Genomic DNA, 14,242 nt, shown 5'->3' on the forward strand with positions numbered 1-14,242 from the left:
TAGCGTTACGATTCTCTTCATTTTTTCCCTTCAACAATTGATCTCATTCAGGTGACATCTTTTACATTGGCGCTCATTATGAAAGCAGTAGCTTTTATGAGGGTAATCTGAATGGAACAGCTGCGTGCCGAACTAAGCCATTTACTGGGCGAAAGATTGAGTCGTATAGAGTGTGTGAATGAAAAAGCAGACACAACTCTGTGGGCGTTGTATGACAGCCAGGGAAACCCGATGCCGCTCATGGCGCGAAGTTTTTCTACCCCGGGGCAGGCCAGACAGCTGGCATGGAAAACCACCATGCTGGCTCGGAGCGGGACTGTTCGCATGCCGACTATCTATGGCGTGATGACGCATGAAGAACATCCCGGTCCCGATGTCTTGTTGCTGGAGCGGATGCGCGGTGTTTCTGTGGAAGCCCCCGCAAGAACGCCAGAGCGCTGGGAACATCTGAAAGATCAAATTGTTGAAGCATTGTTGGCCTGGCACCGTCAGGACAGCCGCGGATGTGTTGGCGCGGTTGACAATACTCAGGAAAATTTCTGGCCTTCCTGGTATCGTCAGCACGTTGAAATGCTGTGGGCGACGCTCAATCAGTTCAATAACACAGGTTTAACCATGCAGGATAAGAGGATTCTTTTTCGCACTCGTGAATGTCTGCCGGTGCTGTTTGAAGGTTTTAACGATAATTGTGTGCTGATTCACGGCAATTTCTGTTTGCGTAGCATGCTGAAAGATTCCCGTAGCGATCAGCTCCTGGCGATGGTCGGACCGGGGTTAATGCTCTGGGCACCGCGTGAGTATGAATTATTCCGGTTGATGGATAACACCCTGGCGGAAGATTTGCTCTGGAGTTACCTGCAACGCGCGCCAGTGGCGGAGTCTTTCATCTGGCGGCGTTGGTTGTATGTGTTATGGGATGAAGTTGCGCAACTGGTCAATACCGGGCGGTTTAACCGTAGCAACTTTGATCTGGCGACTAAATCACTCCTGCCGTGGCTCGCCTGACGAACCTTTCAGCCACTGCCAGATGCGGCCAAGCGTTTCATAGCCAACGCGGTCGCTATGCACCAACCAGAGCGGCGAGGGGATTGCTCGTTCCCACGGATTAAGCGGCGAGTCGATTGCTAGCTGATTGGCCGGCGCAGGCAATGGATTCAGCCCTTCCTGCTGAAAAAAGATCATCGCGCGTGGCAAATGGTACGCAGATGTCACCAGCAGGAAAGGGGCGTTGCCAATCGCCTTTTTCACTGCGGCAGCTTCTTCTTCGGTATCTTTTGGTAAATCCAGTGTGATAATTTGCTCGCGTGGGACACCCAGCGATTGCGCCACTCTGGCACCTACTTCGGCTGCGCTGACCGTATTGGTTTGCGCTACCCCACCGGTAAAGATTAACTTTGCGCCAGGGTTGTTGCGCCAAAGACGAATACCTTCATTCAGGCGCGGCAAACTGTTATTGATTAAATTAGAGCTCGGTGCCCACTGCGGGTTCCAGGTATAACCACCTCCGAGCACCACGATATAGTCCACTTTTTGCGAATTATTCCATGTCGGATAGGTGCTTTCGATGGGACGCAGCAGGCGGTCGGCTACCGGTTGCAAACTCAATAACAAGAGCGCCAGCCACCCAATGCTAATAAAAATCTTCCCGGTTTTTTGAAAACGGCTAAACCACAGCAGCGCCAGGCCAGCGCCAATAATCAACAACATCAGCGGAAGTGGCAGCAACATATTGCCAATCACTTTTTTCAGTGTAAAAAGCATCCTTTCTGGTTCCTTTTTTGACCATATAGCAAGGGATCGCCAGCGATATTACACCAGACGGGTTCATTCTCGCCGTGGCTGTGACAAAATAGCGTCTTTATCAGAAAACGTCTTAGCCAACCGGTGGAGAAAGCAATGCAGGATCGCAATTTTGATGATATTGCGGAAAAGTTTTCCCGTAACATTTACGGCACCACCAAAGGGCAGCTTCGACAGGCTATTCTGTGGCAAGATCTCGATCGCGTGCTGGCGGAAATGGGCGCGCAAAAACTGCGTGTGCTGGATGCCGGTGGCGGTGAAGGGCAGACCGCAATCAAAATGGCCGAGCGCGGGCATCAGGTCATTTTATGCGATCTCTCTGCGCAGATGATCGACCGCGCAAAACAGGCGGCAGAAGCAAAAGGTGTGAGCGACAAAATGCAATTTATACATTGCGCCGCTCAGGATGTTGCTTCACATTTGGAAACGCCCGTTGATCTGATATTGTTCCATGCGGTGCTGGAGTGGGTGGCCGATCCCCGCAGCGTATTACAGACCCTGTGGTCCGTGTTGCGTCCAGGCGGTGTGTTGTCGTTAATGTTCTACAATGCGCACGGCTTGCTGATGCATAACATGGTCGCCGGGAATTTTGATTACGTGCAGGCGGGAATGCCGAAAAAGAAAAAACGGACGCTTTCGCCAGATTATCCACGCGACCCGGCGCAAGTTTATCTGTGGCTGGAAGAAGCTGGTTGGCAAATTATGGGTAAGACAGGCGTTCGCGTGTTTCATGATTATCTGCGTGAAAAGCACCAACAGCGCGACAGCTATGAAGCATTACTTGAATTAGAAACGCGTTATTGCCGTCAGGAACCGTATATTAACCTGGGGCGTTATATTCATGTCACCGCGCACAAACCGCAGAGCAAGGATAAAGTATGAGTGAATTATCCCAGACAGTCCCCGAACTGGTTGCCTGGGCCAGAAAAAATGACTTCTCCATCTCGCTGCCGGTAGACCGACTCTCTTTTCTGCTGGCTGTTGCCACGCTGAATGGTGAGCGTCTTGATGGTGAGATGAGTGAAGGCGAGCTGGTGGATGCGTTCCGCCATGTGAGTGATGCGTTTGAGCAAACCAGCGAAACCATCGGCGTGCGCGCCAACAACGCGATCAACGATATGGTGCGTCAACGTCTGCTGAACCGCTTTACCAGCGAGCAGGCGGAAGGGAATGCTATTTATCGCCTGACGCCGCTCGGCATCGGCATTACTGACTACTACATCCGTCAGCGCGAGTTTTCTACGTTGCGCCTTTCTATGCAGTTGTCGATTGTGGCGGGTGAGCTAAAACGTGCAGCCGATGCCGCCGAAGAGGGCGGTGATGAATTTCACTGGCACCGCAACGTCTATGCGCCGCTGAAATATTCGGTAGCGGAAATTTTCGACAGCATCGACCTGACGCAACGTCTGATGGACGAACAGCAGCAGCAGGTGAAGGACGATATCGCTCAGTTGCTGAATAAAGACTGGCGGGCGGCGATCTCCAGCTGTGAATTGTTGCTTTCGGAAACTTCCGGAACGCTGCGTGAATTGCAGGATACGCTGGAAGCGGCAGGCGACAAACTCCAGGCCAATCTGTTGCGCATTCAGGATGCGACGATGACCCATGACGATCTGCATTTTGTCGATCGCCTGGTGTTCGATCTGCAGAGCAAACTCGACCGTATTATCAGTTGGGGCCAGCAATCCATCGACTTGTGGATTGGCTACGATCGCCACGTACACAAATTTATTCGTACCGCTATCGATATGGATAAAAACCGCGTCTTTGCCCAGCGTTTACGCCAATCGGTACAAACCTATTTTGATGAGCCGTGGGCGCTGACTTACGCCAATGCCGATCGTCTGCTGGATATGCGTGACGAAGAGATGGCACTGCGCGATGAAGAAGTGACCGGGGAACTTCCGCCAGATTTAGAGTACGAAGAGTTTAACGAGATCCGCGAACAACTCGCAGCGATTATCGAAGAGCAGCTCGCCGTCTATAAAACCAGACAAGTACCGCTGGATCTTGGTCTGGTGGTACGCGAATATCTGGCGCAGTATCCGCGTGCGCGTCACTTTGACGTCGCGCGTATTGTTATTGATCAGGCGGTACGCCTCGGCGTAGCGCAAGCAGACTTCACCGGACTGCCAGCGAAATGGCAGCCGATTAATGATTACGGAGCCAAGGTACAGGCGCATGTCATCGACAAATATTGAACAAGTGATGCCGGTTAAGCTGGCGCAGGCGCTGGCGAATCCGTTATTTCCGGCGCTGGATAGCGCCTTACGTTCAGGCCGCCATATTGGCCTCGACGAACTGGATAATCATGCTTTCCTGATGGATTTTCAGGAATATCTGGAAGAATTTTACGCGCGTTATAACGTGGAGCTAATCCGCGCGCCGGAAGGTTTCTTCTATTTACGTCCACGTTCCACCACCATCATCCCTCGTTCCGTGTTGTCGGAACTGGACATGATGGTCGGGAAAATCCTCTGTTATCTCTATCTCAGCCCGGAACGGCTGGCGAACGAGGGGATCTTTACCCAGCAGGAACTGTATGACGAACTGCTCACCCTGGCCGATGAAGCAAAATTGCTGAAACTGGTGAACAATCGTTCTACCGGTTCAGACGTTGACCGCCAGAAGTTGCAGGAAAAAGTACGCTCTTCGCTCAACCGTCTGCGTCGCTTAGGCATGGTGTGGTTTATGGGCCACGACAGCAGCAAGTTCCGCATTACCGAATCGGTGTTCCGCTTTGGTGCCGATGTGCGTGCGGGCGACGATCCGCGTGAAGCACAACGTCGTCTGATTCGCGATGGTGAAGCAATGTCGCTGGAAAATCACCTGCAACTCAATGACGAAACTGAAGAGAATCAGCCAGATAGCGGAGAGGAAGAATAATGATTGAACGCGGTAAATTTCGCTCACTGACGCTGATTAACTGGAACGGCTTTTTTGCTCGCACCTTTGACCTGGATGAGTTGGTCACGACGCTTTCCGGCGGTAACGGTGCGGGTAAATCCACCACGATGGCGGCGTTTGTTACGGCGCTCATTCCCGACTTGACCCTGCTGCATTTCCGTAACACCACGGAAGCCGGGGCTACCAGCGGTTCGCGCGATAAAGGTCTGCACGGTAAGCTGAAAGCGGGTGTCTGTTATTCGATGCTCGACACCATTAACTCGCGCCACCAGCGCGTGGTGGTCGGTGTGCGTCTGCAACAGGTTGCCGGACGCGATCGTAAAGTTGATATCAAGCCGTTTGCCATTCAGGGACTGCCGATGTCGGTGCAGCCGACGCAGCTGGTGACCGAATCCCTGAACGAACGCCAGGCGCGCGTGCTGCCGCTTAACGAGCTGAAAGAAAAGCTCGAGGCGATGGAAGGCGTGCAGTTTAAGCAGTTCAACTCCATTACCGATTATCACTCGCTGATGTTCGATCTGGGCATCATCGCGCGTCGTCTGCGTTCGGCGTCTGACCGTAGCAAATTCTATCGTCTGATCGAAGCTTCTCTGTACGGTGGTATCTCCAGTGCCATCACCCGTTCTCTGCGCGACTACCTGTTGCCGGAAAACAGCGGCGTGCGTAAAGCGTTCCAGGACATGGAAGCGGCGCTGCGTGAAAACCGTATGACGCTGGAAGCGATTCGCGTCACCCAGTCTGACCGTGACCTGTTTAAGCATCTGATCAGCGAAGCTACCAACTACGTGGCGGCGGACTACATGCGTCACGCCAACGAGCGCCGTGTTCATCTCGATAAAGCCCTGGAGTTTCGTCGCGAGCTACATACTTCGCGTCAGCAGCTGGCGGCGGAGCAGTACAAACACGTCGATATGGCGCGTGAACTGGCAGAGCACAACGGTGCCGAAGGCGATCTGGAAGCGGATTATCAGGCGGCCAGCGATCACCTGAACCTGGTGCAAACCGCTTTGCGTCAGCAGGAGAAAATCGAACGCTACGAAGCGGACCTCGATGAACTGCAGATCCGTCTCGAAGAGCAAAATGAAGTGGTGGCAGAAGCCATCGAGCGTCAGGAAGATAACGAAGCGCGCGCGGAAGCCGCCGAACTGGAAGTGGACGAGCTGAAAAGTCAGCTTGCTGACTACCAGCAGGCGCTGGACGTCCAGCAAACGCGTGCGATCCAGTACAACCAGGCGATTGCTGCGCTTAATCGCGCCAAAGAACTGTGCCATCTGCCGGACTTAACCGCCGACAGCGCCGCCGAATGGCTGGAAACCTTCCAGGCGAAAGAGCTGGAAGCGACCGAAAAAATGCTCTCTCTTGAGCAGAAAATGAGCATGGCGCAAACTGCGCACAGCCAGTTTGAGCAGGCTTATCAGCTGGTGGTTGCAATCAACGGCCCGCTGGCGCGTAACGAGGCGTGGGATGTCGCCCGCGAACTGCTGCGCGAAGGGGTCGATCAGCGTCACCTGGCAGAGCAGGTTCAGCCACTGCGGATGCGCTTAAGCGAACTGGAACAGCGTCTGCGCGAGCAGCAAGAAGCTGAACGTCTGCTGGCAGATTTCTGCAAACGTCAGGGCAAGAATTTTGATATCGACGAACTGGAAGCCCTGCATCAGGAACTGGAAGCGCGTATTGCCTCTCTTTCTGACAGCGTTTCCAACGCCCGTGAAGAGCGTATGGCACTGCGTCAGGAACAGGAACAGCTGCAATCTCGTATTCAGAGCCTGATGCAGCGTGCGCCGGTTTGGCTGGCAGCGCAAAACAGCCTCAATCAGTTGAGCGAGCAGTGCGGTGAAGAGTTCACCTGCAGCCAGGATGTCACCGAATATCTGCAACAACTGCTGGAGCGTGAGCGCGAAGCGATTGTTGAACGTGATGAAGTGGGCGCGCGCAAAAACGCTGTCGATGAAGAGATCGAACGTTTAAGCCAGCCAGGCGGCTCCGAAGACCAGCGTCTGAATGCGTTGGCGGAACGCTTTGGCGGCGTGCTGCTGTCAGAAATTTATGACGACGTTAGCCTGGAAGATGCGCCGTACTTCTCGGCGCTGTATGGCCCGTCTCGCCACGCCATTGTGGTGCCGGATCTGTCTCAGGTGGCCGAACAGCTAGAAGGCTTAACCGATTGTCCGGAAGATCTCTACTTGATCGAGGGAGATCCGCAGTCGTTCGATGATAGCGTGTTCAACGTCGATGAGCTGGAAAAAGCGGTGGTGGTGAAAACCGCCGAGCGTCAGTGGCGTTACTCGCGCTTCCCGGAAGTGCCGCTGTTTGGTCGCGCGGCGCGTGAAAGCCGCATCGAAAGCTTGCACGCCGAGCGCGAATTGCTCTCTGAACGCTTTGCTACGCTCTCCTTTGATGTTCAGAAAACCCAGCGACTGCATCAGGCATTCAGCCGCTTTATTGGCAGCCATCTGGCAGTGGCGTTTGAGTCCGATCCAGAAGCCGAAATTCGCCAACTGAACAGCCGTCGTGTCGAACTGGAGCGGGCGTTGAGTAATCATGAAAATGATAACCAGCAGCAGCGAATTCAGTTTGAGCAGGCGAAAGAGGGCGTTGCGGCACTGAACCGTATCCTGCCGCGTCTCAACCTGTTAGCGGATGACTCACTGGCGGATCGTGTCGATGAAATCCGCGAACGTCTTGATGAAGCTCAGGAAGCCGCGCGTTTTGTTCAGCAGTTTGGCAATCAACTGGCGAAACTGGAGCCGATCGTTTCTGTGTTGCAGAGCGACCCGGAACAGTTCGAACAGTTAAAAGAAGATTACACGTATTCTCAGCAGATGCAGCGCGATGCCCGTCAACAGGCATTTGCCTTGACTGAAGTGGTACAGCGTCGTGCGCACTTTAGCTACTCTGACTCGGCAGAAATGCTGAGTGGGAACAGCGATCTCAACGAAAAACTGCGCGAACGTCTGGAGCAGGCGGAAGCGGAACGTACTCGTGCTCGTGAAGCGTTGCGCGGCCACGCTGCGCAGTTGAGTCAGTACAACCAGGTACTGGCTTCGCTGAAAAGTTCTTACGACACCAAAAAAGAGCTGCTTAACGATCTACAACGAGAACTGCAGGATATCGGCGTGCGTGCCGATAGCGGGGCAGAAGAGCGGGCGCGTATTCGCCGTGACGAGCTGCACGCGCAACTGAGCAATAACCGTTCACGCCGCAATCAACTGGAAAAAGCGCTGACCTTCTGCGAAGCGGAGATGGACAACCTGACCCGCAAACTGCGCAAGCTGGAACGTGATTACTTTGAGATGCGCGAGCAGGTAGTGACCGCGAAAGCGGGCTGGTGTGCAGTCATGCGCATGGTGAAAGATAACGGTGTTGAGCGCCGCTTACACCGTCGTGAGCTGGCCTATCTCTCCGCTGATGATTTGCGTTCCATGTCGGATAAGGCGTTGGGTGCGCTGCGTCTGGCGGTGGCGGATAACGAACATCTGCGCGACGTGCTGCGCATGTCGGAAGATCCAAAACGACCTGAGCGCAAAATCCAGTTCTTCGTGGCGGTTTATCAGCATCTGCGCGAACGTATTCGCCAGGATATTATTCGTACCGATGATCCGGTGGAAGCTATCGAGCAGATGGAAATCGAACTTAGCCGTCTGACCGAAGAGTTAACTTCTCGCGAACAGAAACTGGCGATCAGCTCCCGCAGTGTGGCGAACATCATTCGCAAAACCATTCAGCGCGAACAGAACCGTATCCGCATGCTCAACCAGGGCTTGCAGAGCGTATCGTTCGGTCAGGTGAACAGTGTGCGTCTGAACGTGAACGTGCGTGAAACCCACGCCATGCTGCTTGACGTGCTTTCAGAACAGCATGAACAACATCAGGATCTGTTCAAGAGCAACCGTCTAACCTTCTCAGAGGCTCTGGCAAAACTGTATCAGCGACTTAATCCACAAATTGATATGGGTCAGCGCACGCCGCAAACCATTGGTGAAGAACTTCTGGATTACCGTAACTACCTGGAGATGGAAGTTGAGGTTAACCGTGGTTCCGATGGCTGGTTGCGCGCGGAGTCTGGCGCACTGTCGACCGGTGAGGCTATCGGTACGGGTATGTCGATTCTGGTGATGGTGGTACAGAGCTGGGAAGATGAATCTCGCCGCCTGCGCGGTAAAGATATCTCTCCTTGCCGTCTGCTATTCCTCGATGAAGCTGCGCGACTGGATGCCCGTTCCATCGCCACGCTGTTTGAATTGTGTGAGCGTTTGCAAATGCAGCTCATCATCGCGGCACCTGAAAATATCAGCCCGGAGAAAGGCACCACCTATAAACTGGTGCGTAAAGTCTTCCAGAATACCGAACACGTTCACGTAGTCGGCCTGCGAGGATTTGCGCCGCGACTCCCTGAAACGCTTCCAGGAACGGACGAAGCGCCTTCTCAGGCAAGTTAAGTTCAAGGCGGCAGCGATGCCGCTTTTTTTTTCGAAAAACTCCGTTTCTGCACTAAAAAAATGCCGCATTATGGCGCGCTTTTCTTTAAACTTCTTTACATTAGGTTGTGTAAAAACGTACCGACGTTTATATACTGAAGGTAAGCTTGAGAAGTAACAGGCTTGCTCGTCATACTTTCATGAGTATTGGCGTTGTAAAGGCAGTTAAGATAAAACAGCCTGGCTATTCAGAGTATGATAAAAACAGGGGGCAAGGGATGTTGCTTAACATGATGTGTGGTCGTCGGCTTTCGGCAATCAGTTTGTGCCTGGCCGTAACATTCGCTCCACTGTTCAGTGTGCAGGCTGATGAGCCTGAGGTTATCCCTGGTGACAGCCCGGTGGCTGTAAGTGAACAGGGAGATGTACTGCCGCAGGCGCAAGCCACGGCAATAATGGCGGGGATCCAACCGCTACCTGAAGGTGCGGCAGAAAAGGCCCGCACGCAAATTGAATCACAATTACCTGCAGGTTATAAGCCGGTTTATCTTAACCAGCTTCAACTCTTGTATGCAGCACGCGATATGCAGCCGATGTGGGAAAATCGTGATGCAGTTAAAGCTTTCCAGCAGCAGTTGGCGGAAGTGGCGATTGCCGGTTTTCAACCGCAGTTTAACAAATGGGTGGAGTTACTGACTAACCCTGGCGTTAACGGTATGGCACGTGATGTGGTGCTATCGGATGCAATGATGGGGTATCTCCATTTCGTCGCAAACATTCCGGTCAAAGGTACCCGCTGGCTGTACAGCAGTAAACCTTATGCGCTCTCAACACCGCCGCTCTCGGTCATTAACCATTGGCAGGTGGCGCTGGATAACGGTCAACTGACCACGTTTGTCACAGGGTTGGCACCACAGCATCCGCAATATTCAGCAATGCATGAATCTTTGCTGAACTTATTGAGTGATTCCAAACCGTGGCCGCAACTGACCGGTAAAGCAACGCTACGTCCTGGTCAATGGAGTAACGACGTCCCGGCGCTGCGCGAGATTTTGCAGCGTACAGGTATGCTCGAAGGTGGGCCGAAAATAGCACTGCCGGGCGATGAAACATCGACAGGCGCGGTAGTTAGTCCGTCTGCCGCTGCAATCGAAACAGCCGAAACTAAGCCGATGGGTAAGCAAACTACAGCTCGCAGTAAACCTGCGCCAGCCGTCCGAGCTGCCTATGATAATGAGCTGGTGGAAGCCGTGAAACGTTTTCAGGCATGGCAAGGCTTAGGGGCAGATGGCTCTATTGGCCCGGCAACGCGAGACTGGTTAAACGTCACGCCTGCACAGCGAGCGGGCGTGCTGGCGCTCAATATCCAGCGATTGCGCTTGCTGCCATCCGAGCTTTCTACTGGCATCATGGTTAACATTCCGGCCTATTCGCTGGTCTATTATCAGAACGGCAATCAAGTGCTGGATTCAAGGGTCATTGTCGGTCGTCCCGATCGCAAAACGCCGATGATGAGCAGTGCCTTAAACAATGTGGTGGTAAACCCGCCGTGGAACGTACCACCGACGCTGGCACGCAAAGATATTCTGCCAAAGGTGCGTAACGATCCCGGTTATCTTGAAAGCCATGGCTATACGGTTATGCGCGGCTGGAACAGCAAAGATGCGCTTGACCCGTGGCAGATTGACTGGTCGACGATAACCGCATCGAATTTGCCGTTCCGCTTCCAGCAAGCTCCTGGCCCGCGAAATTCGCTAGGACGGTATAAATTTAATATGCCGAGTTCAGACGCTATCTATTTGCATGACACGCCGAATCACAATCTTTTCAAACGTGAAACGCGCGCGTTGAGTTCTGGCTGTGTGCGGGTGAATAAGGCGTCGGATCTGGCAAATATGCTGCTGCAGGATGCTGGCTGGAATGACAAGCGTATCTCCGATGCTCTAAAGCGGGGTGATACCCGTTACGTTAATATTCGTCAATCGATACCGGTTAATCTTTACTATCTGACCGCTTTTGTTGGTGCAGATGGTCGTACCCAATATCGTACAGATATTTACAATTATGATCTGCCGGCACGATCCAGCTCGCAAATTGTCTCAAAAGCGGAACAATTAATCAGGTAAATGAAGTAGTTCGGGAAAATCTGTTGTCGTAATAATTAGCATTTTCGGGGGCTATTCTCTGTAGCCCCCGTCGCTGCTGGGGGTGAGTCATCTTGACGTCAGCTTTATGGGCGGTTAAGGTGCCTCTTGTGCGCCAGAAGTGCATATAAACGATAACATTGACCTGTAGACTTGATTATCATGGACAAATTCGACGCTAATCGCCGCAAACTACTGGCGCTTGGTGGTGTTGCACTTGGTGCCGCCATCCTGCCGACGCCTTCATTTGCGACACTCTCTACCCCACGTCCGCGCATTTTGACACTTAACAATCTCCATACCGGAGAGTCAATTAAGGCGGAGTTTTTCGATGGCAGAGGCTATATTCAGGAAGAATTGGCAAAACTAAACCATTTTTTCCGCGATTTCCGCGCGAACAAAATAAGGTCCATCGACCCAGGATTATTCGACCAGTTATATCGCCTGCAAGGGTTGTTAGGCACTCGCAAGCCAGTACAGCTCATTTCTGGCTACCGTTCGATTGACACCAATAATGAATTACGCGCCCACAGCCGTGGAGTAGCAAAGAAAAGCTATCACACTAAAGGGCAGGCGATGGACTTCCATATTGAAGGTATTGCGTTAAGCAATATACGCAAAGCAGCGTTATCTATGCGCGCAGGTGGTGTAGGATATTACCCACGCAGTAACTTTGTGCATATTGATACCGGGCCAGCGCGGCACTGGTAACAATCGCTTAACGAAACAGGGGCAGTATGAATTATCGTATTATTCCGGTCACCGCATTTTCCCAGAACTGTTCATTGATCTGGTGTGAGCAAACTCGCCTGGCCGCACTGGTCGATCCGGGTGGCGATGCGGAAAAAATCAAACAGGAAGTTGACGCCAGCGGCCTGACGCTAATGCAGATCCTGCTGACGCATGGTCATCTGGACCACGTTGGCGCAGCGGCGGAACTGGCACAACACTACGGCGTGCCAGTGCTTGGCCCGGAAAAAGAAGATGAGTTCTGGCTGCAAGGCTTGCCTGCGCAGAGTCGCATGTTTGGCCTAGAAGAGTGTCAGCCATTAACGCCAGATCGCTGGCTGAATGAAGGCGACACTATCAGCATAGGGAATGTGACTTTACAGGTGTTACATTGCCCAGGGCATACGCCAGGCCATGTGGTTTTCTTTGATAATCAGGCAAAACTGTTGATTTCTGGCGACGTCCTTTTCAAAGGCGGAGTAGGGCGCAGTGACTTCCCACGAGGCGATCACAATCAACTAATTTCTTCAATCAAAGATAAATTGCTGCCATTGGGGGATGACGTGACATTTATTCCTGGTCACGGACCATTATCCACTCTTGGTTATGAGCGCCTGCATAACCCCTTCCTGCAAGACGAAATGCCCGTCTGGTAAAAGCGCATAAAAAAGCCCGCTTTTAATGCGGGCCTGGATTTCTGACAAAGTGCGCTTTGTTTATGCCGGATGCGGCGCGAGCACCTTATCTAGCCTACAAAATTGTGCAAATTCAAAATATTGCAGGGGACGCGTAGGCCTGATAAGCGTAGCGCATCAGGCAATGTTGCGTTTGTCATCAGTCTCAGCCCGCTTTCAGCGGGCTTCATTGGTTTTAACGCTTACAGCACAGCCACAATCGCTTCGCACAGCGGCGCCATGTTATCTGGCGTCATTCCGGCCACGTTTACGCGACCAGAAGCAACAGCGTACACGCCAAACTCTTCACGCAGACGCAGTACCTGTTCTTTTGTCAGGCCACTGAAAGAGAACATACCATTCTGTTTGATGATAAAGCTAAAGTCGCGGTTTGCGCCTTTCTCCTGCAGTGTATTAACAAATAACTGACGCATACGCTGAATGCGCTGGCGCATATCGGTCAGCTCTTGTTCCCAGATCGCACGCAAAGCCTCGTTGCTCAGGATCGTGGCAACAACCGAAGCCCCGTGAGCCGGTGGGTTAGAATAGTTTGCGCGAATTACTGCTTTCATCTGGCTGAATGCACGATCGACAGTTTCACTGTCTGCGGCAACCAGAGTACAAGCGCCAACACGCTCGTTGTACAGGCCAAAGTTCTTAGAGTAGGAACTGGCGACGATCAGCTCTTTATGCAGAGCCGCGAAAGCGCGCAGACCTTCAGCATCCTCTTCCAGACCACGGGCGAAACCCTGGTAAGCGAAGTCAAATAGCGGCAGCCAGCCTTTCTCAACAGAAAGCTGCGCCAGCGTTTGCCATTGCTCCAGTGTAGGATCGATGCCGGTAGGGTTATGGCAGCAGCCGTGGAACAGGACAACGTCACCAGCCTGAGCTTCGTTCAGACTGTTAACTAAAGCGTCGAAGTCCAGAGTGTGATTTTCCGCATCGTAATAAGCGTATTCACGAACTTCCAGACCCGCAGAGTTAAATACGCTCTTATGGTTTGGCCAGCTTGGGTTGCTCACCCACACGCGCTTAACGCTGGTATTTTTTGCCAGGAAATCGGCAGCTACACGTAATGCCCCGGTACCACCTGGGGTCTGGGCTGTACGTGCACGTTTGTCATTGATTAAGGCGCTACCTTTACCAAACAGCAGTTCCTGAGTACAACGACCAAACTCAGGAATACCGTCAATGCCGAGGTAGTTTTTGGTGGTTTCATTTTCGAGCAGATACTGTTCAGCCTTTTTAACGCTGGTCAATACCGGGGTTTTGCCCGTCTCATCTTTATAGACACCAATCCCGAGGTTAATTTTGCCGGGACGTTCATCGGCACGAAACAGATCGGCCAGACCCAGAATCGGGTCGGCAGGAGCGGCGGTAATGTTCTCAAACATGACGAGGTTCCATTATGGTTACAGAAGGGAAGTCCGCTATCAGGGTAACGGGAGATTTACAAAATTCCAACTATTACTGATGAAAACGCAGGCTGTTTTTTCAAGACGTGAGATTGCTCTGGAAGGCATAAAAAAACAGGACCAAAGTCCTGTTTTTTCGGCATTTAACAAAGAGG

10 protein-coding genes are annotated in these 14,242 nt (G+C 52.5%); 8 read left to right on the plus strand and 2 right to left on the minus strand.

Translation table 11 applies throughout. The annotated features are described in order from the left end of the window. Positions 1–111 precede the first annotated feature (111 nt). Positions 112–1,005, plus strand: coding sequence for a YcbJ family phosphotransferase (locus D9734_RS03350; RefSeq protein WP_130205335.1), 894 nt, complete (start codon positions 112–114; stop codon positions 1,003–1,005). Here the strand turns inward: D9734_RS03350 and elyC are convergent. Next, positions 982–1,761, minus strand: coding sequence for an envelope biogenesis factor ElyC (elyC, locus tag D9734_RS03355; RefSeq protein WP_130205337.1), 780 nt, complete (start codon positions 1,759–1,761; stop codon positions 982–984). The two genes, D9734_RS03350 and elyC, sit on opposite strands and share 24 nt — an antisense overlap. Before the next feature lie 135 nt (positions 1,762–1,896). On the opposite strand from elyC, the gene cmoM reads away from it, so the two are divergent. The 7 genes from cmoM (at position 1,897) to gloC (ending at position 12,654) form a co-directional block, all read left to right on the plus strand. Further along, positions 1,897–2,682, plus strand: a complete 786-nt coding sequence (gene cmoM, locus D9734_RS03360) for a tRNA uridine 5-oxyacetic acid(34) methyltransferase CmoM (RefSeq protein ID WP_130205339.1) — start codon at positions 1,897–1,899, stop codon at positions 2,680–2,682. Continuing rightward, the gene (gene mukF / locus D9734_RS03365) at positions 2,679–4,001 is read left to right on the plus strand and encodes a chromosome partition protein MukF (protein ID WP_130205341.1); all 1,323 of its coding nucleotides are present in this window, start codon (positions 2,679–2,681) and stop codon (positions 3,999–4,001) included. The genes cmoM and mukF overlap by 4 nt, the downstream gene beginning before the upstream one ends. Next, complete coding sequence (mukE, locus tag D9734_RS03370) at positions 3,982–4,686, plus strand: chromosome partition protein MukE (protein WP_010344468.1); 705 nt, start codon at positions 3,982–3,984, stop codon at positions 4,684–4,686. Before mukF ends, mukE begins: the two co-directional genes overlap by 20 nt. Beyond that, positions 4,686–9,146 (plus strand): chromosome partition protein MukB, encoded by a 4,461-nt coding sequence (gene mukB / locus D9734_RS03375; RefSeq protein ID WP_130205343.1) that lies wholly within the window; start codon positions 4,686–4,688, stop codon positions 9,144–9,146. Before mukE ends, mukB begins: the two co-directional genes overlap by 1 nt. 257 nt (positions 9,147–9,403) lie before the next feature. Further along, positions 9,404–11,251: a L,D-transpeptidase gene (gene ldtD / locus D9734_RS03380; RefSeq protein ID WP_130205345.1), complete on the plus strand. Its 1,848-nt coding sequence runs from the start codon at positions 9,404–9,406 to the stop codon at positions 11,249–11,251. 180 nt (positions 11,252–11,431) lie between these two features. Beyond that, a complete protein-coding gene (locus D9734_RS03385; protein WP_130205347.1) occupies positions 11,432–11,980 on the plus strand; it encodes a YcbK family protein in 549 nt (182 codons plus the stop codon). A 26-nt stretch (positions 11,981–12,006) separates the two neighbouring features. Beyond that, the gene (gloC, locus tag D9734_RS03390; protein WP_130205349.1) at positions 12,007–12,654 is read left to right on the plus strand and encodes a hydroxyacylglutathione hydrolase GloC; all 648 of its coding nucleotides are present in this window, start codon (positions 12,007–12,009) and stop codon (positions 12,652–12,654) included. 221 nt (positions 12,655–12,875) lie between these two features. Here gloC and aspC read toward each other — a convergent pair whose 3' ends face one another. Next, entirely contained in the window at positions 12,876–14,066 is a 1,191-nt protein-coding gene (gene aspC / locus D9734_RS03395) for an aspartate transaminase (protein ID WP_130205351.1), read from the minus strand. Positions 14,067–14,242 lie beyond the last annotated feature (176 nt).

This window comes from Escherichia sp. E14S1, from assembly GCF_004211995.1.
Lineage (GTDB): Bacteria > Pseudomonadota > Gammaproteobacteria > Enterobacterales > Enterobacteriaceae > Escherichia.